The sequence below is a fragment of the Rhodococcus sp. 14-2470-1b genome, assembly GCF_002259415.1.
Classification (GTDB): domain Bacteria; phylum Actinomycetota; class Actinomycetes; order Mycobacteriales; family Mycobacteriaceae; genus Rhodococcoides.
This window is the reverse complement of record NZ_NPFY01000034.1, coordinates 44,352-66,354: the sequence shown is the minus strand read 5'-3', so window position 1 is coordinate 66,354 and position 22,003 is coordinate 44,352. Positions and strand designations below refer to the sequence as shown.

Here is a 22,003-nt window from a genome sequence, read left to right as displayed (position 1 = left end):
CCCGGTAGTGCCGCAGAATAGCGCATCGAACCTGACACTCACCGGAACGAAAGGCGTGCGCGCATGCCACCCTCGACCAGCGACCACACGTCGACCTCGGCCTTCGACCTGACCGGTAACCGGGCTCGGAAGGCAGCAGCTGACCTGATCCGGGAAGACGAAAAGCACTTCGCAACAATTGAATCCAGCCTGACGTCGTCGATCGCCGACGCCACGGCACGGCTCGATGCCACGCGGAGGTCCAGCGGGCGGATGGGTCAGGAAGCAATGGAACGAGACTTCGAAGTCCACCGTTTGACCCAACGCCTTCGCTCTCTACGGCGGTTCGGCCTCGATGTGTGTCTCGGGCACATGCAACCCGCCGACGGTTCCGGTCCGATCTACGTCGGTCGCGTCGGCCTGCTCGACGACGCGGGCGAGCAGCTGGTGATCGACTGGCGCTCCCCCGCTGCCGAACCGTTCTTCGGGGCCACTCACGGAAACCCGATGGGCTTGGTCAGACGCCGCCGGTACCGATGGACGAACGGGCGCGTCGCCGACTACTGGGACGAGGTGTTCGCCGATGGCGACGGCACCGAATCGGCGGCCCTCGACGACCAGTCCGCGTTCATCGCAAGCCTCGGAACCACCCGGTCTCCGAGGATGCGTGACGTTCTCGGCACCATCCAGGCGGACCAGGACGCGATCATCAGAGCAGGATCGGACGGTGCGCTCGTGGTCGACGGCGGTCCTGGTACCGGCAAAACCGTTGTGGCGCTGCATCGCACCGCATACCTGCTGTATTCGGATCCGCGGCTCGGCCACAATCGGGGCGGGGTGCTCTTCGTCGGACCACACAAGCCGTACCTGAACTACGTTTCCGATGTCCTCCCCAGCCTCGGTGAGGAGGGCGTGCTCACGTGCACGCTGCCCGACCTCGTGGCCGAGGGCGACACCGCGGGAGCCGAGGAGACCCAGGCCGTCGCCGCGCTTAAATCATCGGTGGACATGGTCGGGGCCGTCGAACGAGCTGTTCGGTTCTACGAGCAGCCCCCCACGAAGCCGATGACGGTGGAGACGGAGTGGGCCGATCTTCACCTCTCTGCTGGTGATTGGAAAGAAGCGTTCGACGCCGCCGATTCGACGACGCCGCACAACGACGCTCGGGAGCTCGTGTGGGACGTTTTGGTGAGCATCCTCGTCGACAAGTTCGTCGGTGAGGCCCCGGAGTCCGAGGTCCGTGCGTCGCTTCAGGCCAACGACGAACTGCGTGCAGCCCTGGACAATTCGTGGACGTCGGTCGAGGCGGCCGACCTGGTGGCCGACCTATGGTCCGTACCCGCCTACCTGCGTCTGTGCGCGCCGTGGCTGACCCCGGCCGAAGTCGCGCTTCTGCAGCGAAGCGACCCTTCTCGATGGACCACGGCGGATCTTCCGATCCTGGATGCGGCCCGTCGCCGCCTCGGCGACCCCGAATCAGGGCGAATCCTGCGCCGACGCGCGGCCGCGGCAGCCGCCGAGAGACGGCGGATGGACCGGGTCGTCGAGGAACTCCTGCAGCTCGACGACGAGGACGGCCTGTACGCCCAACTCCGGCAGGACGAAATTCGCGATGCCTTGGTCGACGATTCCGTGCTTCCGCACACCGAGCCGGACCGAATGGCCGGGCCGTTCGCGCACATCGTCGTCGACGAGGCACAGGAATTGACCGACGCGGAATGGCAGATGCTGGTGCAGCGCTGCCCGTCCGGAAGCTTCACCATCGTCGGCGACCGGGCGCAGGCGCGCCGCGGATTCACCGAGACGTGGATGGACCGACTCGAACGAGTGGGCATCGGACGCGTCACCGACACCGACACGAAAGGCGTGACCATCCAGGAACTGACCATCAACTACCGCACCCCGGAGGAGGTGATGGCCGTCGCCGAACCCGAGATTCGACGAGTGCTCCCCGACGCGAACGTACCCACATCCATTCGGGCCGGCGGTGTCCCGGTGACGTACGGGGACCCGTCGGAACTCGCGTCGATCACCGAGCGTTGGCTCGCCGACAACCCGGACGGCATCGGATGCGTCATCGGAGCCGCGACGTTCCGTGAGACCGATCGCATCCGGTCGTTGACTCCGTCGTTGTCCAAAGGGCTCGAGTTCGATCTGGTCGTCCTCGTCGAACCGGCGGCGTTCGGCAGCGGCATCGAGGGCGCAGTCGATCGCTACGTCGCGATGACCAGAGCGACCCGCACGTTGGCGGTACTGGAGTCTGTACAGGAGTGAAGCCCTACTCGCCGGGTCAAGGCCTAGTCGCCGGGTGAAGGCCTAGTCGCCGTGGTGACGGACGATGTTCACGACGTTTCCGTCCGGCGCGCGGACGAGAAACCTCCGCACGCCCCAGGGCTCGTCCGTCACCGGATGAACGATCTCGTACCCGGCGCCGACCGCTTCGTCGTACGCGGCGTCGACGTCGTCGGTCATCACCGACATCACGGAGTCGACAGGCGAGGTCCGGTCACGGGTGACGAGCTGGACGCTGGCGTCGCCGTCGGGTGCGGTGAACCGTGCCACCCATCCGAGACTGAATTCCTGGGTCTCCAGGCCCAGGAACTGCTCGTAGAAACCCTTCGCTGCATCGATGTCGGCGACGGTGAGGTTGGTGACGATCTTTCGTGCCCGCACGGCTGCTCCTCGGCGATGAGTTTTCGGCTACCGCGATGTCGGTACCCACATGATCATCGTTGCTGGGCACCTCACCGTGGAAGCGAACTCCAGAGATTCCTACCTGGCCGGGTGTGTGGATGTAGTGCGGCTGGCCAGGGAATCGGAAGGGTGCTTGGACTTCTCCATTGCGGCTGACCTGCTCGACAGCGGGCGTATCGACATCTACGAGAGGTGGGACGACGTCGAGCATCTTCACGCGTTTCGTGGCTCGGGTCCCGATGCCGGTCAGCAGGCAGCAATTCTCTCCGCCGACGTACGTGAGTTCGAGTGTCGGTAACTTCGGGACTTCGGGACTTCGGGACTTCGACTCAGCGCGGAATCGACGACCTGATCCGGGGTGACCCCGGACTACTCGTCGGTGCTGGCCTTGCGCCTCAGCTTGAGCCGAACCAGTTTGATCGTCACGGCCAGCGCCACCAGAAGCCACCCCACACCCAGCACGCACAAACCGACCGTCGTCGCCGACGCCGCTTTCCTGTCGTCGGCGTAGACATACCCCACGCCGGCCCAGATCGCAGCGACCACCACGAACAACCCCATCGCCGCCATTACCGCTCGCACCGTCCGGTTGGTGCGTAACACCCTCATCACGGCGTTGACATGCCCAGACGGGCCGGTCTCCAAACGGCGTCACGGAGTTGCCCGCGCCACACGGCGACTCCGTAGACTGCCCGACATGGCACTCGATCATGGCGACCCAGGCGATGCACCGTCCACTCCTCCCCCGCTCGTCGACGTGGAGGACGTCCGCCGACCGACGCCCGCAGAGGAAGCTCGCACCGTCGCTGCATCGACCAACATCGCGACGCTCGCCAGCCTGACCGCCGACGGTGATCCGTGGGCGTCGTACGTCACCTACGGACTTCTGGGTGGCTCGCCCGTGTTGTGTGTTTCTCGGATGGCCGAACACGGGCGCAACCTACACGGTGATCGACGCGCAAGTGTCTCGATCGTCGCGCCGGAAACTGCGAGTGACCCGCTGGCGATCTCTCGGGTCACGCTTGCGGGCCGGGTGGACGCTCCCATCGGATCCGAACTCGACGCTGCCCGCGCCGCACACATGGATGCTGTGCCCGCGGCGAAGTACTACATCGATTACAGCGACTTCTCACTGTGGGTGCTTCGAGTCGAACGAGCCCGCTGGGTGGGAGGTTACGGACGCATGGACTCGGCCACAGCCGACGACTACGAAGCAGCCACTGCGGATCCGGTGACTCCCGGAGCGGCGAACGCGATCTCTCACCTCAACGAGGACCATGCCGATTCACTGCTGGCGATGGCGCAGAACCTCGGCGGATATCCGGACGCAACCGTCGCGACATGCACGACAGCCGATCGGTACGGCCTCGATCTCAGCGTCACCACACCTCGTGGAAACGCCACCACGAGAGTCGGTTACGCGTCACCGATAGACAAGATCGACGACCTTCGCGCAGCCACTGTCGAGCTCGCGCGCCGAGCACGTAGCTGAGCCCTCCTCACCACCGGCGTCTACCACCTGTCCATGTGCAGAACCGAATCGATCGGTTCGCGCGGGGCGGGCTTGAACGTCTCACCGGTGAAGTACGCGGTGGGGATCAGCGCGGCCTGGTGGAAGCCCTGCGGGATACCCAGCAATTCTGCGACCTCTGCTTCACGGGACAGATGCAGCGTCGTCCACGCCGTGCCGAGTCCACGCGCGCGGGCCGCCAGCGCGTAGCTCCACGCAGCCGGCAGCAGCGATCCCCACAGGCCGGCCTGGTTACCTGCCGGAAGCTCGACGGCACCGCGAATACACGGGATGAGCAGAACCGGTACCTCCCCCATGTGGTCGCCCAGCCAGGCCACGCTGTCTCCGACTCGCTTCTGCACCGGTGCTCGTTGGGGATCGTCGGCGAACAGTTTTGCCGCCGACGCTCGCGACGCCAGGTACTTCTCGACTTCCTGGCGGTAGATCTCCCCGATTTGCGCGCGCAGCGATGGGTCGGTCACGACCATCCATTGCCACCCTTGCCGGTTGGAACCCGACGGTGCTTGCAACGCGATCTCCAGGCATTCGCGAACGAGATTCGGGTCGACCTCACGGGTGAGGTCCAATCTTTTCCGCACGGTGCGGGTCGTGGTCAGCAGTTCGTCCGGGGTCAGGTCGAGTACGGGGAACGATGTCATGTCTTCGAGTGTGTCACCGGCACGACTCAGGTGCTCGGACGATCCACCGATTCCGCCAACTTCCGGGGAGCGAGCAGGCAGTAACTGTCGGTGAGCAGCTCGGACAGTTCGTCCTCGTCGGCGTCGTCGACGAGCATCCCCACCGTGTCCTGACCCCACGGCGTCGCGAAGAACGGCGGCCCGGACCGCAGCAGCACGTCCAGTTCGGGCGCCTCGGATCGGAACGTCAACACCGTGGCTGGTTCCACGAGTCCCGCAGCGTCGGCGTAGGACGCCGGCCTGCCCGGTTCCACCACCAACACGTGCGCGAACGTCCGGGTACGCACTCGCCAGCGCACCCCCGTCCACGCACGTTCCTCGACGGTTTCCGGCAACGTCGAACACACCGTTCTGATGACATTCAGAATGCTTTCCGGCACATCGGGATAGTCGCTCATGCTCGCCTCACCGCCAGTGTTCGTCGGCCTCGTGTCAGGGAACCTATCGCGCGACACCGACGCGTACACGGCGGATGCGCGTACGTATTGCGTACGAGAAATGGGTCGGCCCGCTTGTCTCCGGTGAGAGACAAGCGGGCCGACCCGGTCGAGCGCGGCGATGTCGCCCAATTGCGACGTGACTCAGCGCCTCAGCTCGTGGGTGAGGGTTTCGAGTTCGTCGCCGCCTGCCATTTCCTTGGTGAGATCGTCGAGGCTGATCTCGTCGTAGGTGCAGTCGAGTTTCTGGCGTCCACGGTTGAGGAGCACGAAGTGATCCCCGACCATGTACGCGTGATGCGGATTGTGGGTGATGAACACAACCCCGAAGCCTTGTTCCTTGGCAGCGGAGATGTATCGCAGAACCATGCCGGACTGCTTGACACCCAACGCGGCGGTCGGCTCGTCGAGGATGAGTACGCGTGCGCCGAAGAAGATAGCTCGGGCGATCGCCACACACTGACGCTGGCCGCCGGACAGCGATCCGATGGGTGCGTCCACGTCGGGCAGATCGATACCCATCTTGTGCAGTTCTTCGATGGTCGTCGCGCGCATCGCGGTGGCGTCGAGTGTCCGGAACGGGCCTTTGCGTAGTTCCTGGCCGAGGAAGAAGTTGCGCCACACCGGCATCAGGGACACCACCGCGAGGTCCTGGTAGACCGTCGCGATGCCCTTGCCCAGTGCGTCCTTCGGGGAACTGAACGTGGTGTCGACACCGTCGACGAGCAGTTCACCTTCGCTCTGCTGATGCAAACCGGCCATGATCTTGATCAAGGTGGACTTGCCGGCGCCGTTGTCACCGAGCACACCGGTGACCTCGCCGGCGCCGACGCGCAGGTTGATGTCTTTGAGGGCGATGATGTTGCCGTAGGACTTACCGACGCCTTTGAGCTCGATGAGCGGTGTCTTGCCGCCCGAGGGGGCGTTCTCGATCGGGGTTTGTGCGTGTGTGGTCATGACCGGTCACCTTTTTGCTGCGTAGTTGCGGAAGGAGTTGTTCGCGATGACCGCGAACAGCAGCATCGCGCCGAGGAAGAACTTGAACCAGTCCGGGTTCCATCCGGCGTAGACGATGCCCTGGTTGGCCATGCCGAAGATGAACGCGCCGATCATCGCGCCGATGGTCGTACCGAAACCACCGGTCAACAGGCAGCCCCCGATGACGGCGGCGATGATGTAGAGAAATTCGTTGCCCACGCCCTGACCGGACTGGACGGTGTTGAACGCGAACAGCAGGTGCATGCCGACGAACCAGGCGCAGAATCCGACGAACATGAACAGCCCGATCTTGACCTTCGTCACCGGAACACCGATGGCGCGAGCCGAGTCCTGGTTGCCGCCGACGGCGAAGATCCAGTTGCCGATCCGGGTCTTCATCAGCACGTAGGTGGAGATGGCGGTGAACAGCAGCCACCAGATCACGGTGATGCGAATCGAGATGTCCCCGATCTGGAAGGACGAGGCGAAGACCTTCTTCGCCGAGTCGAAGCCGGCCATGTCCGAGATCGACGGGGTCGCGACCTGCCCGGTGACGAGCTTGGTGACCGCGAGGTTGATACCGGTCAACATCAGAAAGCTCGACAGGGTGATCAGGAACGAGGGAATCTTCGTCTTCATCACCAGATAGCCGTTGAGGAATCCAACCCCGAGGGCGAGGACGAGCGCCAGCAGCGATCCCAGCCAGACGTTCAGGTGCAGGTTGTAGGCGATCATCGAGGCCATGATCGAGGAGAACGTCACCGCGACACCGGTGGAAAGGTCGAACTCCCCACCGATCATCAACAACGACACGCCGATCGCCATGATCCCGATCGTCGACGAGGCATAAAGAACGGTGGCGAGAGCTTCCGGAGACCGGAACGGTGGAGCGACGATGCAGAAGAAAACGAAGATCACGATCGCGCCGAACAACGCCCCGATCTCCGGACGAACCAGCAACCGCTGCAACGGCTTCTGCTTCTTCACCCGCTCATCGGTGACAACAGTATGCTTCGACAGATCCAAATCGGCCTGTGTGCTCATGACAAATCCTTCCGTGCTGGTGGCGCCCGACGCGGCCGAGGGGTGGCCGCGTCGGGCGCGCGCCTAGCGAGTTCCGTTCTTGGCGTACTCGGCTATGGCGTCGATGTTGGACGAGTCGATGAACGCGGGACCGGTGAGAACCGGGGTGCCGCCACCGATGGTGTTGCCGTTGTTCAGGTACAGCCACAGCGAGTCGACTGCGAGGTATCCCTGCAGGTACGGCTGCTGGTCGATGGCCCACGCCACGTCGCCGGCCTTGATGGCGTCGACGAGCGCGGAGTTCGTGTCGAACGTGACGATGGTTGCGTCGCTCCCGGCGTTTGCCTTCGACTGCACGGCGGTCAGCGCAATCGGTGCACCGAGGGCGACGATGTGATCGATGCTGGGATCCTGCTGCAGCTTCGCCGTGATCGTCGCCTCGACCGAAGGCATGTCCTTACTGTTGACGTTCAGGATCTCGGTGCTGCCTCCGGTGAATCCCTGGGTGACGCCCGCACAGCGGGACTCGAGCGCGACCTGCCCTTGCTCCTGAATGATGCACAGCGTCTTCTTGGCGCCGTCTGCGGTCAGACGGGCGCCTGCGGCTTCACCAGCGATGGTCTCGTCCTGGCCGAAGTACTGCTGGACTCCCTGGTCCTTCCAGGTGTCGTAGCCGGAATTGAAGGCGACGACGGGGATGCCTGCTGCGGTGGCTGCTTCGACGGCGGGCGCCATGGCGTCGGGCTTGGCCAACGTGACGGCGATACCGTCGACGTCGGAGTCGATGGCGCTCTGCACGAGGTTGGCCTGGTTGGGAGCTTCCGGGTCCGCGGAGTAGCGCAGCTCGATGTTGTCCTTCGCAGCTGCGGCTTCTGCGCCCTTGCGGATCAGATCCCAGAACGTGTCGCCGGGAACCTCGTGCGTGATCATCGCGATGGTCGCGCGGGGTGTGTCGGCCGTGCCTGCATTGGAGCCTCCGCCGGAGCTCTCGGGAGCACCGCCGGTGCTGGAGCATCCCGCCACTGTGGCGCACAGCGCCAACCCGAGAACGGCGCCGGAGCGGAGCACGCGGAGTGAACCTGATCGGCCTGTGCCGTGACTCGTGTGAAGTTTCATCAATTCTCTTTCTCGACGCCGTTCCGCCATGGAACGGGTGAACCAATCGATGTTGCGTTCAATATGTAATCCGCATCACACGCCAATGTCAAGCATTTGTCCTGACATTAGAAAGTTCACTCATTTAACTCGTTGCCCGAGTAAGACGAACCGGCTCGTAATTCAGCCGCCGAAGAGCAGAAACAGGCCGCCGAAGGTGAAGAAGACCATCAGGACCATCAGCGCCAACTGACCGGTCAATCGGTGCGCGCGCGGCAGTATTCGCAACGATGCGTCGTGGGCAGCGGCGACTCCGAGGATGTGGCCGAGCAGAACACACAGAACTTTGATCGAGGACACGACGCCGGGATGCTCGGACAACACGTAGGACACTTCCCACCCCTGCTGCCCGAGCAGATCCCACCCGTCACCGAGCGGATCGGTCAACAGCAGAACGGTGCTCTGGCCCTTCTCGACGAAGTAGGTCAGGTAGTGAGCCAGCACGTAGCCGAACGCGATCGGGATCAACGAATGCGCCAACGCACCAGGGAGAGCTCGCCGTTCGGTTCGGGACACTCCGCCGGTCGCCTGGCAACAGAGCCAGAAGGCGACCCCCACGATCGACACCAGCGCGAACAACCCGGCTGTGCGGAGCGCGACCGCCCCGTCGCTCGATCCCGACACGTCGTCGACGAAATTGCGCCAGGCCGGCAATTGCGAGGCGCTGTCGAACGCAGTCGATCCGAGAAGAACGGCAACCGCCCCTACCGAACCCGGAAGAATCGGAAACGTCGGCAGGCCGTCGAGCGGACTTCGCAGCACGAGCGAGCCTTCGGGTGATCTGGCGAGCGGGGCCAGGCGCGCGATCGTGTCGCTGTACTTCTCGAACGGATCACCGTTCTCGAACCACGCGTCTCCGAACAGCAGCGCGCCGGCGAGCATCAGAATTACGTACGCCGTACACCACGTCCGGATGGCGTCGACGGAACCAGGATCGGAGTACGCGAGCTCGAGCCAGACGAATGCGAACAGCCCTACGACACTCGGCCATGCACCCAACCTGGCGGGATACTCGATCAACGCGGTGCCCGTGGGACGGCGTAGCACTCTGCACGTGACCGCGTGAATCGTCCGAACCGGCGAGACGATGCGCCACACCGGGCCGAGAAGCGCCGACGCGATCGGCAGGCCGACCCACAGTAGAACGTAGAACACCCCGGGAAGCGCGTTCGTCGCATCGTCCGGCCCTGCGTACGCCGCCCACCCGGCGTATACCGAGAAGGCAAGCGTCACAATACGTAGCGCCCACCGAGATGCGGGTGCATCGACGGCGCGCTGCGCCGCACGAGGGACGGTAGCCCACCGTCTGCGCGGATCCAGTCGTGGAGAGCGCCACGCGAAGATCACAACGGCGAACGAAATGGACAATGCCCAGGCTCCACCGATCAGGACGAACGTGACCGGTAAGGGAAGATCGGTGGAGCCACCCAATCCGTGGGCGAGGATCACGGCCTGACAGCGAGCGTCGCGACCGTGCGATCGGCGTGATGCAGCTCGATCGCAACCGAACCCGGCACGTCCACCGTGAACTCGAACGTCTGATCGGCTTTCGCCTCCACCTCGAACGTGTGGTCCGGCACGGAGTGAATGTGCAGCTCGTCCGTGGTGTCGCTGTCCACCCGCAGGGTGATGGGCTCACCTACGACTGCGTCCAGCCGCTCGTTCGTAGGTGTGATGTCACCGCCGGTGATGGCGACGTCGATGACCGTGCCGACAGGCCTTGCCTCGGCCGCCGAGGAGTCCTCGGCCGCCGAGGACGTCGCGGCGGTACTGCTGTCGGCGACACCGCTACCCGCGGTGGTGTTGCCGGTGTCCGAAGAGGACGAGCATCCGACAGCGAGGAACAACATCGCAGCGCCCGTCACGGCAGCGCAGCGGCCGTACTTCATTTCTTCTTCCCATCGTCGTGGTCACCGGGCAGGTCGTCCATGGCTCGGCCGGGTACGTCGGCTGATTCGCTCTCGGCGTTCTCGTTTTTCTCCGCACGTCGGTCCTTGGCGACGATGTACAGAACGACCGCGACGATGATGAATGCCGGTATCAGAGCCGGCAACGCCAGCACGACCGAGTGATCTGCGAGATAGACGACGTCTTCTGCGCTCGAAAGATGAACTGTCATGTGCGGCTGTGCGTTCTGTGTTCACTCGAGGTGCGCAGCGAGTTTCGAGGCGTCACCGAGCTGATGCGCACCGTTCCCCAGGACAGAGCCCAGACCAACAGGAGTGTGCACACCAGAACGACGAGCGACGCTGCGGCGAACAACCACGTCGGGTGGTCGAAGTTGCGTTCGCGCTGCAACAGGGTGATCTCGGAAACCAAGTCACGAGTGAACGAGGCGTCGGCGGATACCTCCTCCGCTCCGATGCCCTCGTCGGCCGCCATGAACACCGGTGCCGCCGCCAGTGTGCGACCGTCGTGAATGCGGAGGACTGTCTTCCATGTGCCGTCGACCGGGACCGGCTTCGTCGACTGGAAGGTGCCGGGTCCGGTGGCCTCCAGCTGGTCGACCACCAGGCCGCGCAACGTGTCTCCCCCGCCCTGCCACGCGAGAATCGACACCCATTCGGGGTCGTCGCTGACGAGATCGACCGGATCGATCTCGACCTCGGCGGTCACCATGCGGAAACCGTCGACAGGTTCCGCGTCCGTCAACCGCACTGTCGCAGTCGCGTCCGTCGGCACCTCGAAAGAAAGGCCGTTCGCCACGGTGCCACCGAGAGCAAGAATCATTGCGAATACGACGGTTCGGCGAACGGCCGGCCCGGGCAGTCCGTCGCCGCTCAGTGCCTGCGCGAACAGGCCTGCGGCGAGGCCCGTCGTGACACCGACCGGAACCGTCATCATCAGCGTGTCCAGCCACATGCTCGATGTCCACGGGAACAGATGAACGGCGTCGACCCAGAGTGATTCACCCCAGATTCCGAGCGTTGCCACTCCGAGCCCTCCGACGGCACCGAAGAGCAGGCGGCGCTTCACCAATGGGGTCAACGCCACGATCTCGACGACGATCGCAGCCCCCAGATACAGCGCGAACACATTGTGGGGCTCACCGAAGACAGGACCGACGAGCAGAGCGGTGATCTCTCGAACGACGGCGGCGAAGGCTACGGCGAACACAGCGGCGCCAGGACCGACCATCAACCGGGCAGCGATCAACGCGAACGCCCCCGCACCGGCGATGAGCATCGGTTGGAATATCAGCTGAAACTGCTCGACGCCGAAGTCGAACTCGATTTGGAACACCGACAGCCCGATGAGTAGCCCACCGAACGCCGAGCTGCGGATCAGCCACGTCAGAACCGGACTTCGGTGCCACCGCGGGTCGGGGCCGTCGGCGTCGGAACCCATGGAAATCCTGCCCTCGTGCTCCAGCAGGATCACGCCGATCAAGGACAGTCCGGCACCTCCGATCAACATGAGGTGAGTCGGTCCCCAGAGCGTCACGTCCTGACCGAAGATGCGGTGCCAGATGTCGTCGAGCGGAAATCCGATGAGGGCGTACAGTCCGGCCCCCATGATGAGCACTCCACCGGTCGGGACGTACCACGTGCGGGTCAGCTTGATCGCGGCCCGACCGGGCTTCTCATCGAGGGGCAGAATCATCGCGAGCGCACCGGCGATGAACAGGAAGAACAGTCCGACCAGGATGAAGTAGTGCGCCGGGTTGGCGAGCGGCCCCTCGTCACGTCCACGTCCGATGTGCAGGCTGACGTCCCAGATGAACCCCAGGAACGCAGTCAGAATCGTGGAAATGAACATCACCAGTGGGAGGGCAGCCCACCCGGGGAGGTTTGTCTTCGCACCGGCATAGTCCGCAAGTCGGCCCAACCAGGTGATGCGGCGAGTACGGTGCAGAAAGGCGAGGTAGAGCAGACCGAGTGAGATAACTCCCGCCGCGGCGCTCATACCGAAGACCTGGTCGAGTGCGGCTCCCCCGCCCTGGCCGCCGCTCCCCTGCGCGACGGTGATGACCGACGTGTTGAGGTTACTCTGGGTAACACTTATCTCGAACATGGTCAGAGTATGAACCCAAGCGAACCGAAAAACCAGACTTTCGGCCGATCACGTCGACACCTTGTGTTCCGCCACAGAATCGGTGCCGTTACTGAAGCGATCAAGAACGGGTTCACCACATATCCCGTCACTCCCGCAGCCATCGCCTGCCGATGCATCGCAGGTCACCGCACGTACGAGCCGAACTGCCGGGCGTGACGAGCCGTCACATGGGAACCTTGCCGAGACGCCCTGATCGGCGGCGACTACCGTTGCAGCTACATCTAATCTTCAAGGGAGCAGGTAATGAGCATCCAACCGGTCGAATCGAAGCGCCATCACGTCGTTGTCATCGGTTCCGGGTTCGGCGGTCTCTTCGGCGTCAAGGCACTCAAGAAGGCCGACGTCGACATCACCCTCGTGGCCAAGACCACGCACCACCTCTTCCAGCCACTGCTCTATCAGGTTGCGACGGGCATTCTCTCGGTCGGAGAGATCGCTCCCACGACCCGAGTCATCCTGCGCAAGCAGAAGAACGCCGAAGTTCTCATGGGCGAAGTGCTCGACATCGATCTGACGGCGAAGACGGTGACGTCCAAGCTGCTCGAGCGCGTGACGGTGACGCACTTCGACAGCCTGATCGTCGCAGCGGGTGCGCAGCAGTCCTACTTCGGCAACGATCACTTCGCCGAGTTCGCGCCGGGCATGAAGACCATCGACGACGCCCTTGAGCTCCGCGGCCGCATCCTGGGCGCATTCGAGCAGGCCGAATTGTCGGACGATCAAGAAGAGCGTGACCGCCTGATGACGTTCGTCGTCGTCGGTGCCGGACCGACCGGAGTCGAACTGGCGGGCCAGATCGCCGAGCTCGCAGATCGCACCCTCGACGGGGCGTTCCGCAACATCGACCCCCGGGATGCTCGTGTCATCCTCTTGGACGCAGCGTCCGCCGTGCTCCCACCGATGGGCGAGAAACTGGGCAAGAAGGCCGCAGACCGGCTCGAGAAGCTCGGCGTGGAGATTCAGCTCAACGCGATGGTCACCGACGTCGACAACGACGGACTCACCGTCAAGGAAAAGGACGGCACGACGCGCCGCATCGAAGCACAGTGCAAGGTGTGGTCCGCGGGTGTCCAGGGAAGCGCGCTGGGCAAGCAGCTCGCCGACCAGTCGGAATCCGAAACCGACCGCGCCGGCCGCGTCATCGTGGAGCCGGACCTCACGGTCAAGGGTCACCCGAACGTGTTCGTCGTCGGTGACCTGATGTCGGTCAAGGATGTTCCCGGAATGGCACAGGGTGCGATCCAGGGTGCAAACTACGCAGCCAAGCAGATCAAGGCGTCGCTCAAGGGCGAGGATCCGAGTCAGCGTCAGCCGTTCAAGTACTTCGACAAGGGATCGATGGCAACCGTCTCGCGCTTCAATGCGGTCGCCAAAGTCGGCAAACTCGAGTTCGGCGGTTTCATCGCGTGGGTCATGTGGCTCGCGCTGCACCTGTACTACCTCGTCGGGTACCGCAGTCGCATCACCACCGTCATCTCGTGGTTCGTGACCTTCCTCGGCCGCGGACGCGCACAGATGGCGTCGACCGAACAGCAGGTCTTCGCCAGGTTGGCCATCGAACAACTCAACTCGATCGAAGCGTCGGAAAGTCCGGGTGACAGCGACTCCGGGCGCAAGGCTCGAACCGAACAAGAGGAGAAAGCGGCCGGCTGAGTCCCTCCCGACCTCACTGCTTCCCGACCTGACTGCTTCCCGACCTGACTGCTTCCCGACTTCACTCCCCCTCGGCGTCACTCGTGCACATGATGTGCATGGGTGGCGCCGAGTTCGTGAAGCATGCGATGAACCGTGTCGTCGTCGAGCCGGTACGTCATCTTCTTGCCGTCCCGCTGCACTGCAACCCACCCCTCGTTCCTGAGCAGTCGCAGCGCGTGCGAGACCGAGGTCGACGTCATGGACAAGGCAAGCGCCAGGTCGGTGACACATATTCCTGGCGCGCGGTGCATGCAGAGCAGAATGCGCAACCGCGTCGGATCGCCCAGTAGATCGAACCGCTGTACCCAATCGTCCAGATTGTGCACGGCGTCCACCGCTGCGCGTGCTTGCTCCACGTGCTCGGGTTCGAACGGGGCGGTGCCGGGCGACTGCGCGTTGCGCACATCTCCGTCCGTCATGTGGGCAACGCTAGCGTGTCGATTCTGCTGCCGGTTGCGGTCGACAGAGTTCCCCCGGCCGCGAGAGGCATCCGAACCCATGATCGTCCGGCTTCGGGACTGCGATCGTCTGGGAAACGAATGGTGCTCGACATCGCCATCGGTGCGGAAATCACGTCGTGTCCCGATGTTCCAGCGCCGAGTTCGACACGGTGCCGCAAGTGTGGGCGGATTCGGCCCCCGCCACAGTCCACATCCGAAACGACTGTGCCGCACCAGGAACCTGCACGCTCCCCGGCCCGGCCGATCTGTATTCGCTCACGGATGTGGATCGACCCCGAGTCCGAGAATCGAACATCGGTGCGCGAGTGGTGCCGTGCGTCGGCGGCGACGATCATCGGTTCCGGGTCGAAGAGCAGCGTGCCACCGTCGTCGACGTGGAACGACCACCACGAGTGCGACTCGGGAGTCGTGGCGCTCGGCAACGCCAGGGTCGCCGCGACGCTGTGGACTGTCAGGCTGGCACCTTTACCCACCTCGACGCGGATTCGCATCTCGTCGCCGCCCAGAGGTGTTGCGGCCGTGCCGATCATGTGCACCGTGTCCGGACCGGTCAACCGTCCGGACAGGCCGCCGGACGAAATGATCCGCGGACTGCGCTCGGCACTCGCGACGATGAGGAGCTCAGTGCGCATCGGCCGTGGCCGTCTCCTTCAGCCGCGCCCGTACCCATTCGAGCACTATCGATGCCGACGGGTCGTCCGTCAGGGAAATCATCGCAGTCGGTCGGCCTTCGCGTACTTTCTCCGCATCGCCTCGCATGACCTCCAGATCGGCACCCACGTACGGAGCCAAGTCGGTCTTGTTGATCACCAGGAGGTCCGAGAAGGTAACACCGGGACCACCTTTACGCGGAACCTTGTCGCCACCGGCGACGTCGACGACGAAGATCTGGACGTCGATGAGGCCCGACGAGAAGGTCGCCGTCAGGTTGTCACCGCCGGACTCGACCAGAATCAGATCGAGTGGCGGGTTCTCGTCGACGAGGTCGTCGATTGCATCGAGGTTCGCCGTGATGTCGTCGCGAATTGCGGTGTGCGGGCATCCGCCGGTCTGAACTGCAGTGATTCTCTCGTCGGGTAGGACGGCGTGCCGACGGAGGAAGTCCGCATCCTCGGTCGTGTAGATGTCGTTCGTCAACACCCCGAGTGACAGTTCGTCGCGCAGTTCCCGGCACAGCGCAGCGACCAGAGCGGTCTTGCCGGATCCCACCGGACCGCCGATACCGATGCGGAGTGCCTCACCGGGGACTCGAGTGCGCTTCGGTCGGTCGAGGCTGTGGTCGTGCGGCTCGCCGTCGATGAGATGCGGAGGCATTGTATTTCGGCCTTTCGTGAATCGGTGACAGGGAGGATGTGGTTCGAATGAACGGGTCGGTCTTCAGGATACGAACAGCGGCCGCTCGCGCGCCGCGTGGTTCTCCGCCAGCACGTCGAGCAGCGGGTCGGACAGATCCACCAGGGTGGGCAGCAAGGCGCACACCTCGTCCGCCACCTCGTCGCAGGTGCGAGCGAGCCGCAACGTGCATGCCGCGACGTCCGACGGATCGAGGGCGAGCAGTCGCTGTGCTGCGATCGCGGACCCGGTCATCGTGGTGTACACCTGCACCGATGCGATGGCCTGGCCGGGCAGGGTCGCAGCGCGACCGACGAGACCGGCGACGACGGCGAGATGAGGCCGACGCGGTACCGTCTCCCACTGCTGGTGCGGCCAGCTCGCGCGGGCGAGCCTGAGCAGCCCTCTCCCCTGCGCCCGAGACGCGGCCCGAGCAGCAGGCGACGGGATCCGTGCGTCGCACTCGTCCTCGGCGACGTCCACATCGAGGAGTGCCTCGCACACCGCGGCGGCGATGGACGCCGTCACGGCACCGCTCGTCCTGAGTCGACGGATCAGGAAGGCTTCAACGGAGCCGATGTCCCGCACGAGCCCCTGTTCGATGGCTTCTTCGATACCGCCCGAGTGGACATGGCCACCTGTAGGCAACCGCGAGTCCGCCAACGACATGATCGTGGAGATTTCGTTCACGACCGCGCTCAAAAGAGGAAGTACCTCTGCGCCATCGGGAGTTCGGTCGCAGGCTGCTCGGTCCAGACGTCGCCGTCGATCTTCACGGTGAACGAATCGGGATCGACCTCGATACGGGGCTGCGCGTCGTTGAGCGGCATGTCGGCCTTACCCACCGCCCGAACGTTCCCGACCGCAACCAGGCGTCTGTCGCAGTCGAGTCGATCCGCCAAACCGTCCTCGATCGCCTGCGGGGCGACGAAATGCACCGATGTGGCTGCAGCGGCCTTGGGCGATGCGCCGAACATCGGCCTGGGCAGCTCCGGCTGAGGGGTAGGGATCGACGCGTTCGCGTCCCCCATCTGCGCCCACGCGATCATCCCGCCCTTGATCACCGCGTGCGGCCGGACACCGAAGAACGCCGGATCCCACAGTACGAGGTCCGCCAGCTTGCCTGGTTCGATGGAACCGACCTCGGCGTCGAGACCGTGCGCGACGGCAGGGCAGATCGTGTATTTCGCGATGTAACGCTGCACGCGATTGTTGTCCGCGCGGGTGTCCCCGGGGAGGTACCCCCGTCGCTTCTTCATCACGTGTGCCGTCTGCCAGGTGCGCAACACGACCTCTCCGATCCTGCCCATGGCCTGTGCGTCGCTGCCGATCATGGATATCGCACCGATGTCGTGCAGCAAGTCCTCGGCGGCGATGGTGGACGGCCGAATTCGGCTCTCGGCGAAGGCAAGATCCTCCGGGATGGACGGACTGAGGTGATGACACACCATCAGCATGTCGAGATGCTCGTCGAGCGTGTTGACCGTGTGCGGCCGAGTGGGGTTGGTCGAACTCGGCAGCACGTGTCCGTACGATGCGACGGTGATGATGTCGGGTGCGTGGCCACCTCCCGCGCCTTCGGTGTGGTAGGCGTGGATACCGCGACCCGCGATCGCATCCAGGGTGGTCTCGACGAACCCGGCCTCGTTCAGTGTGTCCGAGTGCAGAGCGGCCTGCACGCCTGCGTCTTCGCACACGCGTAGGCACGCGTCGATGGCGGCGGGAGTGGAGCCCCAGTCCTCGTGAAGCTTGAAACCCGATGCGCCGGCGCGCAGCTGCTCCCACATTGCATCTTTGCTGACGGTGTTGCCCTTGCCCAGCAAGACGACGTTCATCGGCCAACCGTCGAGTGCTTCCAACATCCTCGACAGGTGCCAGGCACCCGGGGTGACGGTCGTGGCCTTGCTGCCCTCGGCAGGTCCGGTTCCTCCGCCGATCACGGTGGTGATTCCGCCCGCCAACGCTTCGTCCATGATCTGCGGGCAGATGAAATGCACGTGGCAGTCGATTCCACCGGCCGTGACGATCTTGCCGTTACCTGCGATGATCTCGGTCGACGGACCGATGACGAGGTCCGGATGAACACCGGTCATCGTGTCGGGGTTACCGGCTTTGCCGAGAGCGACGATGCGCCCATCGCGAATGCCGATATCCGCCTTGATGATTCCCCAGTAGTCGACGACGACAACCCCCGTGATGACGGTATCGGGGGCTCCGTCGGCGCGCGTTGCACGCGACTGCCCCATCGATTCGCGGATCACCTTTCCGCCTCCGAAGACTGCTTCTTCCCCGGCCAGTCCTGGACCACCACTTCGGTCCTCGGTCACTTCGATCAGAAGGTCCGTGTCCGCCAACCGGATTCGATCACCGGTGGTGGGGCCGAACAACTGCGCGTATCGAGAACGACTGAGCTGCGCCATCAGACATCGAGCTTTCCGGGAGGATTCGAACTCAGTCCGTACACTTCTCGGGTTCCGCCGAGAGGGACGAGTGAGACTGTCATGGTGATGCCGGGCTCGAACCGCACCGCAGTGCCGGCGGGAATGTCCAGCCGACGTCCGTGCGCCAGCGCGCGATCATACGACAGCGCCGCGTTCGCCTGGGGGAAATGAACGTGACTTCCCACCTGCACCGGGCGATCACCGGTGTTGACCACCTCGATCGTCACGACGTCGGCACCCTCGTTCAGTTCGATGACGCCGTCCTCGGTGAGGACTTCACCTGGAATCAGGTGCCCGTCACCTCGTTTCGGAGAAATGGGTTCATGGACAGTGATCAGTTTGGTGCCGTCGGGGAACGTTGCTTCGACCTGGACCTCGGGAAGTAGTTCGGGAACTCCGCTGATGACGTCGTCGGCCGACAGGACCTCGCGTCCCGACGCCATGAGCTCGGCGACGGACTTTCCGTCGCGTGCGCCCTCGAGAAGGTGATCGGTGATGAGCGCGACGGCTTCCGGGTGATTGAGGAGCCGACCTCGACTACGACGCCTACGTGCCAATTCGGCTGCGTAACTGAGGAGCAGCCGGTCCTGCTCGTGCGGAGTCAGCCGCATTCGATCTCCATCCGTAACCCGTCCTGCCCGACGCAGGCAGTACCGGACATTCTGGCACGTGTGCCCGTCTGCGGCAGGGTACGGCTGCTGATCGCTACGACTGAGCCGACGGGCCGCCCACGGTACGAGCCAGGAGTCCGTGCAGAACTTCCCGAGTGACGAGAGGCGACAGTGACTCGAGCTCCGCGGCATCGACCGCCCCGCAATCCAGACCGCGGACGAGAACGGCGGCCAGGGCCTGAGCAGTCGCAGGCTCGTCCATCATGCCGTTCGACGTGGTGTCGAGATACGCCGCGACCCGGGACGCAGCCGTCGGCATTGCCGACCGGAAGAACGACAACGTTGCAGTCCACCGAGTCGCGAGGTGGGCCGGGTGCATGTCCCACCCCTGATAGAAGCCGCGTTGGAGGGAGCGCGTCACCAGGCCGGCGTGGCGCCGGATGGCGCTGTCCACTTCGGCCGGGGTCCCACTCGGAACCACCTGCGTCGAGCCGTCGCTCACCCAGATCCCCGTCTGCGCCGTGGCTGCCAGCATCACCGCCTTCGCGTGATCCGCCACCGGATGCTCGAGGGATTGCTGAGCGGACGTGATTCCGCATGCCGCGCTGTAGTCGTACGTGCCGTAGTGGAGTGAGGTGCACCGCCCGTCCGCGCGTCCCAGGGCACGCGCCAGCGTTGCGGTGCCGTCACTACCGATGACGGCCTGAGGACTTTCGATCTGAAGCTCGAAGCGAAGCGCTCGCTCAGGCAGGCCATGTGCGCGCTCGATCTCCTCGCACAGGGCGACCACCCCATCGACCTGCTCGGCAGCTCGGAGTTTGGGCACCGTGAACACGAAACCCGGCGGCACTCCCCCGGCTCCGTCGAGAACCAGCTCGAGCGTTCGGATACCCCGGCGACGTTCGTGCGGCGCCAGCCCCTTGGGTCGGATGCCGCACCATCGAGGGCCCGACGGATCCACAGCCAGGGAGGCGAGCGTTCGTCCCGCCTCGCGGGCGTGCGCGTCCTCGGTCTCGTCCGCACGCCAGCCGTAGCCGTCTTCGAAGTCGATGCGCAGATCTTGAATCGGCCGCGTAGCCAGTGCTTCTCGAACGCGTGGAAGCACACCGACCGTGTCGATCGAATCGAACACGTCCTGGTTCTCGTCGATCAAGCTCAGCGCCTGCTGTCCCCACCTCGCGGTGAGGTCAACCCCGGCAGCAGACGCGGCTACGTAGATCGTGTGGATCGGCTGCCCACCGATCCGGTCACCGGGGAAATCTGCGGCGAGAGCCTCGTCGACGGGACCGAGAATCGACTCGATGCGGTCGAGCGCAGCCTCGGACAAGCGTTCATGCTGTGACGGGGACACGGATCTGGGTGCGTTGCTCACCGGGCCAGTGTCCCAGAACCGCGCGCCTCGAGCTGCCCTGGCTAGCTTCTGGCGTTACCGAGCGAGGCGGTGTCGGCGATGTTGGCCAATCGAACCTTGCCCTGCGCGACGGCTTTTCCGGCCTCGTTCGTGATGTCGACCTGCCACAGCTGCTGGGTGCGACCGCGATGGATGGGACGCGCTTCGGCGACGAGAGTTCCCTCTCTCGATGCCCGTAGAAAGTCGGTGTTGTTGTTCACGCCGACGACGTGTCCGCGAGACCCGAGCCAGACACTCGCTCCGATACTGGCCATGGATTCCACGACCGAGCACAGGACGCCACCGTGCATGATTCCGGCTGGCTGATGCAGTTTCGGTGACACGTCCCATGTGGCGCGTACACGATCTGCGGACACTTCGGTGTAGACGAGTCCGATTGCGCCGTCGAAACCCTGAGCGCAGAGTTCCGTCATTTCGGCGGGATCGACGGTCGGGGGAACTGGGCTCGTTGATTCGCTCATCGACTCTCCTGATTCGGCTGGCGTCGTCACGTTCGACGCGCAGATCAGGACTACACCAGAACGCCGAGACAAAGATCGGCGGGCCTCACATTCGAAGAATGTGAGGCCCGCCGTGGCAAGGACCGGGAGTCTCTGCAGCCCTCAGGACTCCGGCGCGGTCCGGTGGTTCACTCAGAACAGTAGGCTAGCCTTACCTGATTTGGCAAGGGCTAGGAGGCGCGCAGTCTCGTACGCGGCCAGGGCCGGGCGCGGACCGGTGCGCCCGCGGCGACGAACGCATCGAGCAATGCCTGCCCACGCCGCGCACTGTCGGAGGCAAAGGTGTTCGCAAGTACAGGAATGTACGTCGAGGCACCGAGGATGGAGTCGCCGACGAGGCTCCAGAACGTGGACGCGTCGAACGGTGCGCGGGCGGAGACGGACCGCAAGACGGCGGTCAGCGAGGTGATGCAACGGTGCGCGGTCCATACGAGCAGTGCCTCTTCGCACGGTAGCGTCACCGTGCCGGGCGTCGACTCGAGCGAGTCGTCCGGCAGCACGCGCAGAATCGGCGACCCCACGCCCGCCCAGTCGATACCTCCGTCGCTGTCCATGTGAATCCAGAGGTTGTCGATTCCCGGATCCCACGCGCGCCCTTCGAGCATCACCAGCGCGGCGACGCGGCCGACGACCGCATGCACCAGTGCCGTCGCGACCTGATGGGCGGCCGCCTCCATCGAGCCGAGATCTTCCAGTGATCTACCGAGCATCGAGTCGATCCGGCCGTCCTCGAGTCCGGTCTCGAGGTGCCACCACCGTCGCTTGCCTTCGTTGGCCATCGCGGCAACTGCATACATGCGCGGGTAGTCGGGATTGAGCGCCCGAAGGCGCGTGCACGAGCGCGCCAGGGGGCTGCCCTCTCCGTTGTGTTCGTACGAACGGTGCACATCGGCCCAGGCATCGGACGCAGCTGTTGCAAGTGACACCGGAACACTCCTTTCATGACGGTCGATCTTCGTTGCATTGTTTAGATAGGTTAGCCTAACCATGTGCCAATCCGACGAGAAGGTCGCGCAATGTAC

The 22,003-nt window shown here is 64.4% G+C and carries 24 protein-coding genes; 4 read left to right on the top strand and 20 right to left on the bottom strand.

Annotation, left to right across the window (positions count from 1 at the left end):
* Nucleotides 1-63: 63 nt before the first annotated feature.
* Nucleotides 64-2,253 carry an RNA polymerase recycling motor ATPase HelR gene (gene helR, locus CH293_RS23135; protein WP_094721604.1) on the top strand — a complete coding sequence of 730 codons (2,190 nt, stop codon included), beginning with the start codon at nt 64-66 and terminating at the stop codon, nt 2,251-2,253.
* 42 nt (nt 2,254-2,295) lie between these two features.
* Here the strand turns inward: helR and CH293_RS23130 are convergent, their stop codons facing one another.
* On the bottom strand, nt 2,296-2,652 hold the full coding sequence (locus CH293_RS23130; protein ID WP_037110742.1) for a VOC family protein: 357 nt from the start codon (nt 2,650-2,652) through the stop codon (nt 2,296-2,298).
* Between the two features lie 49 nt (nt 2,653-2,701).
* Here CH293_RS23130 and CH293_RS23125 point away from each other — a divergent pair, with 49 nt between their 5' ends.
* On the top strand, nt 2,702-2,971 hold the full coding sequence (locus tag CH293_RS23125; protein ID WP_037110740.1) for a putative quinol monooxygenase: 270 nt from the start codon (nt 2,702-2,704) through the stop codon (nt 2,969-2,971).
* 71 nt (nt 2,972-3,042) lie between these two features.
* Here CH293_RS23125 and CH293_RS23120 read toward each other — a convergent pair whose 3' ends face one another.
* The gene (locus CH293_RS23120; RefSeq protein WP_230594364.1) at nt 3,043-3,255 is read right to left on the bottom strand and encodes a hypothetical protein; all 213 of its coding nucleotides are present in this window, start codon (nt 3,253-3,255) and stop codon (nt 3,043-3,045) included.
* Between the two features lie 115 nt (nt 3,256-3,370).
* Here CH293_RS23120 and CH293_RS23115 point away from each other — a divergent pair, with 115 nt between their 5' ends.
* Nucleotides 3,371-4,165 (top strand): HugZ family protein, encoded by a 795-nt coding sequence (locus tag CH293_RS23115; RefSeq protein WP_094721603.1) that lies wholly within the window; start codon nt 3,371-3,373, stop codon nt 4,163-4,165.
* 20 nt (nt 4,166-4,185) lie between these two features.
* On the opposite strand, the gene CH293_RS23110 is transcribed toward CH293_RS23115, so the two are convergent.
* The 9 genes from CH293_RS23110 to CH293_RS23070 all read right to left on the bottom strand — a co-directional run bounded on the left by CH293_RS23110 (nt 4,186) and on the right by CH293_RS23070 (nt 12,488).
* The gene (locus tag CH293_RS23110) at nt 4,186-4,842 is read right to left on the bottom strand and encodes a nitroreductase family protein (RefSeq protein WP_094721602.1); all 657 of its coding nucleotides are present in this window, start codon (nt 4,840-4,842) and stop codon (nt 4,186-4,188) included.
* A 26-nt stretch (nt 4,843-4,868) separates the two neighbouring features.
* The gene (locus CH293_RS23105; protein ID WP_094721601.1) at nt 4,869-5,279 is read right to left on the bottom strand and encodes an MmcQ/YjbR family DNA-binding protein; all 411 of its coding nucleotides are present in this window, start codon (nt 5,277-5,279) and stop codon (nt 4,869-4,871) included.
* A gap of 183 nt (nt 5,280-5,462) precedes the next feature.
* A complete protein-coding gene (locus CH293_RS23100; protein ID WP_094721600.1) occupies nt 5,463-6,275 on the bottom strand; it encodes an ATP-binding cassette domain-containing protein in 813 nt (270 codons plus the stop codon).
* A 6-nt stretch (nt 6,276-6,281) separates the two neighbouring features.
* Nucleotides 6,282-7,340: an ABC transporter permease gene (locus tag CH293_RS23095; RefSeq protein WP_094721599.1), complete on the bottom strand. Its 1,059-nt coding sequence runs from the start codon at nt 7,338-7,340 to the stop codon at nt 6,282-6,284.
* A 63-nt stretch (nt 7,341-7,403) separates the two neighbouring features.
* Complete coding sequence (locus CH293_RS23090) at nt 7,404-8,435, bottom strand: substrate-binding domain-containing protein (protein ID WP_241483801.1); 1,032 nt, start codon at nt 8,433-8,435, stop codon at nt 7,404-7,406.
* A gap of 162 nt (nt 8,436-8,597) precedes the next feature.
* The gene (locus tag CH293_RS23085; RefSeq protein ID WP_094721598.1) at nt 8,598-9,923 is read right to left on the bottom strand and encodes a hypothetical protein; all 1,326 of its coding nucleotides are present in this window, start codon (nt 9,921-9,923) and stop codon (nt 8,598-8,600) included.
* Nucleotides 9,920-10,363 carry a hypothetical protein gene (locus CH293_RS23080; RefSeq protein WP_094721597.1) on the bottom strand — a complete coding sequence of 148 codons (444 nt, stop codon included), beginning with the start codon at nt 10,361-10,363 and terminating at the stop codon, nt 9,920-9,922. The genes CH293_RS23085 and CH293_RS23080 overlap by 4 nt, the downstream gene beginning before the upstream one ends.
* Nucleotides 10,360-10,593 carry a hypothetical protein gene (locus CH293_RS23075; RefSeq protein WP_094721596.1) on the bottom strand — a complete coding sequence of 78 codons (234 nt, stop codon included), beginning with the start codon at nt 10,591-10,593 and terminating at the stop codon, nt 10,360-10,362. Before CH293_RS23075 ends, CH293_RS23080 begins: the two co-directional genes overlap by 4 nt.
* A complete protein-coding gene (locus tag CH293_RS23070; protein ID WP_094721595.1) occupies nt 10,590-12,488 on the bottom strand; it encodes a hypothetical protein in 1,899 nt (632 codons plus the stop codon). Before CH293_RS23070 ends, CH293_RS23075 begins: the two co-directional genes overlap by 4 nt.
* Nucleotides 12,489-12,773: 285 nt before the next feature.
* Here CH293_RS23070 and CH293_RS23065 point away from each other — a divergent pair, with 285 nt between their 5' ends.
* Nucleotides 12,774-14,183 (top strand): NAD(P)/FAD-dependent oxidoreductase, encoded by a 1,410-nt coding sequence (locus CH293_RS23065; protein ID WP_094721594.1) that lies wholly within the window; start codon nt 12,774-12,776, stop codon nt 14,181-14,183.
* 77 nt (nt 14,184-14,260) lie between these two features.
* Here the strand turns inward: CH293_RS23065 and CH293_RS23060 are convergent, their stop codons facing one another.
* The 9 genes from CH293_RS23060 to CH293_RS23020 all read right to left on the bottom strand — a co-directional run bounded on the left by CH293_RS23060 (nt 14,261) and on the right by CH293_RS23020 (nt 21,868).
* Entirely contained in the window at nt 14,261-14,644 is a 384-nt protein-coding gene (locus CH293_RS23060) for a helix-turn-helix transcriptional regulator (RefSeq protein WP_019667625.1), read from the bottom strand.
* Nucleotides 14,641-15,318, bottom strand: coding sequence for an urease accessory protein UreD (locus CH293_RS23055; protein ID WP_037110718.1), 678 nt, complete (start codon nt 15,316-15,318; stop codon nt 14,641-14,643). The genes CH293_RS23060 and CH293_RS23055 overlap by 4 nt, the downstream gene beginning before the upstream one ends.
* Nucleotides 15,308-16,000 (bottom strand): urease accessory protein UreG, encoded by a 693-nt coding sequence (ureG, locus tag CH293_RS23050; RefSeq protein ID WP_037110716.1) that lies wholly within the window; start codon nt 15,998-16,000, stop codon nt 15,308-15,310. The genes CH293_RS23055 and ureG overlap by 11 nt, the downstream gene beginning before the upstream one ends.
* Nucleotides 16,001-16,063: 63 nt before the next feature.
* Nucleotides 16,064-16,687 (bottom strand): urease accessory protein UreF, encoded by a 624-nt coding sequence (locus CH293_RS23045; protein ID WP_170945337.1) that lies wholly within the window; start codon nt 16,685-16,687, stop codon nt 16,064-16,066.
* A gap of 29 nt (nt 16,688-16,716) precedes the next feature.
* Nucleotides 16,717-18,438, bottom strand: coding sequence for an urease subunit alpha (locus CH293_RS23040; RefSeq protein ID WP_037110712.1), 1,722 nt, complete (start codon nt 18,436-18,438; stop codon nt 16,717-16,719).
* Nucleotides 18,438-19,070 carry an urease subunit gamma gene (locus tag CH293_RS23035; RefSeq protein ID WP_052059303.1) on the bottom strand — a complete coding sequence of 211 codons (633 nt, stop codon included), beginning with the start codon at nt 19,068-19,070 and terminating at the stop codon, nt 18,438-18,440. The genes CH293_RS23040 and CH293_RS23035 overlap by 1 nt, the downstream gene beginning before the upstream one ends.
* Before the next feature lie 94 nt (nt 19,071-19,164).
* Entirely contained in the window at nt 19,165-20,442 is a 1,278-nt protein-coding gene (locus CH293_RS23030; RefSeq protein ID WP_255122961.1) for an aldolase/citrate lyase family protein, read from the bottom strand.
* Between the two features lie 41 nt (nt 20,443-20,483).
* Nucleotides 20,484-20,894 carry a PaaI family thioesterase gene (locus CH293_RS23025; RefSeq protein ID WP_255122964.1) on the bottom strand — a complete coding sequence of 137 codons (411 nt, stop codon included), beginning with the start codon at nt 20,892-20,894 and terminating at the stop codon, nt 20,484-20,486.
* A 257-nt stretch (nt 20,895-21,151) separates the two neighbouring features.
* On the bottom strand, nt 21,152-21,868 hold the full coding sequence (locus CH293_RS23020; protein WP_241483807.1) for a hypothetical protein: 717 nt from the start codon (nt 21,866-21,868) through the stop codon (nt 21,152-21,154).
* Between the last annotated feature and the right edge of the window lie 135 nt (nt 21,869-22,003).

What these genes read in the sequence shown, in the direction of transcription:
- CH293_RS23105 (WP_094721601.1), bottom strand. Translation starts at nt 5,279, where the DNA reads ATGAGCGACTATCCCGATGTGCCGGAAAGCATTCTGAATGTCATCAGA.
- CH293_RS23090 (WP_241483801.1), bottom strand. Translation starts at nt 8,435, where the DNA reads ATGAAACTTCACACGAGTCACGGCACAGGCCGATCAGGTTCACTCCGC.
- CH293_RS23065 (WP_094721594.1), top strand. Translation starts at nt 12,774, where the DNA reads ATGAGCATCCAACCGGTCGAATCGAAGCGCCATCACGTCGTTGTCATC.
- CH293_RS23060 (WP_019667625.1), bottom strand. Translation starts at nt 14,644, where the DNA reads ATGACGGACGGAGATGTGCGCAACGCGCAGTCGCCCGGCACCGCCCCG.
- CH293_RS23110 (WP_094721602.1), bottom strand. Translation starts at nt 4,842, where the DNA reads ATGACATCGTTCCCCGTACTCGACCTGACCCCGGACGAACTGCTGACC.
- helR (WP_094721604.1), top strand. Translation starts at nt 64, where the DNA reads ATGCCACCCTCGACCAGCGACCACACGTCGACCTCGGCCTTCGACCTG.
- CH293_RS23115 (WP_094721603.1), top strand. Translation starts at nt 3,371, where the DNA reads ATGGCACTCGATCATGGCGACCCAGGCGATGCACCGTCCACTCCTCCC.
- CH293_RS23095 (WP_094721599.1), bottom strand. Translation starts at nt 7,340, where the DNA reads ATGAGCACACAGGCCGATTTGGATCTGTCGAAGCATACTGTTGTCACC.
- CH293_RS23025 (WP_255122964.1), bottom strand. Translation starts at nt 20,894, where the DNA reads ATGACGGAACTCTGCGCTCAGGGTTTCGACGGCGCAATCGGACTCGTC.
- CH293_RS23035 (WP_052059303.1), bottom strand. Translation starts at nt 19,070, where the DNA reads ATGCGGCTGACTCCGCACGAGCAGGACCGGCTGCTCCTCAGTTACGCA.
- ureG (WP_037110716.1), bottom strand. Translation starts at nt 16,000, where the DNA reads ATGCCTCCGCATCTCATCGACGGCGAGCCGCACGACCACAGCCTCGAC.
- CH293_RS23070 (WP_094721595.1), bottom strand. Translation starts at nt 12,488, where the DNA reads ATGTTCGAGATAAGTGTTACCCAGAGTAACCTCAACACGTCGGTCATC.
- CH293_RS23080 (WP_094721597.1), bottom strand. Translation starts at nt 10,363, where the DNA reads ATGAAGTACGGCCGCTGCGCTGCCGTGACGGGCGCTGCGATGTTGTTC.
- CH293_RS23075 (WP_094721596.1), bottom strand. Translation starts at nt 10,593, where the DNA reads ATGACAGTTCATCTTTCGAGCGCAGAAGACGTCGTCTATCTCGCAGAT.
- CH293_RS23100 (WP_094721600.1), bottom strand. Translation starts at nt 6,275, where the DNA reads ATGACCACACACGCACAAACCCCGATCGAGAACGCCCCCTCGGGCGGC.
- CH293_RS23125 (WP_037110740.1), top strand. Translation starts at nt 2,702, where the DNA reads ATGATCATCGTTGCTGGGCACCTCACCGTGGAAGCGAACTCCAGAGAT.
- CH293_RS23045 (WP_170945337.1), bottom strand. Translation starts at nt 16,687, where the DNA reads ATGTCGTTGGCGGACTCGCGGTTGCCTACAGGTGGCCATGTCCACTCG.
- CH293_RS23055 (WP_037110718.1), bottom strand. Translation starts at nt 15,318, where the DNA reads ATGCGCACTGAGCTCCTCATCGTCGCGAGTGCCGAGCGCAGTCCGCGG.
- CH293_RS23040 (WP_037110712.1), bottom strand. Translation starts at nt 18,438, where the DNA reads ATGGCGCAGCTCAGTCGTTCTCGATACGCGCAGTTGTTCGGCCCCACC.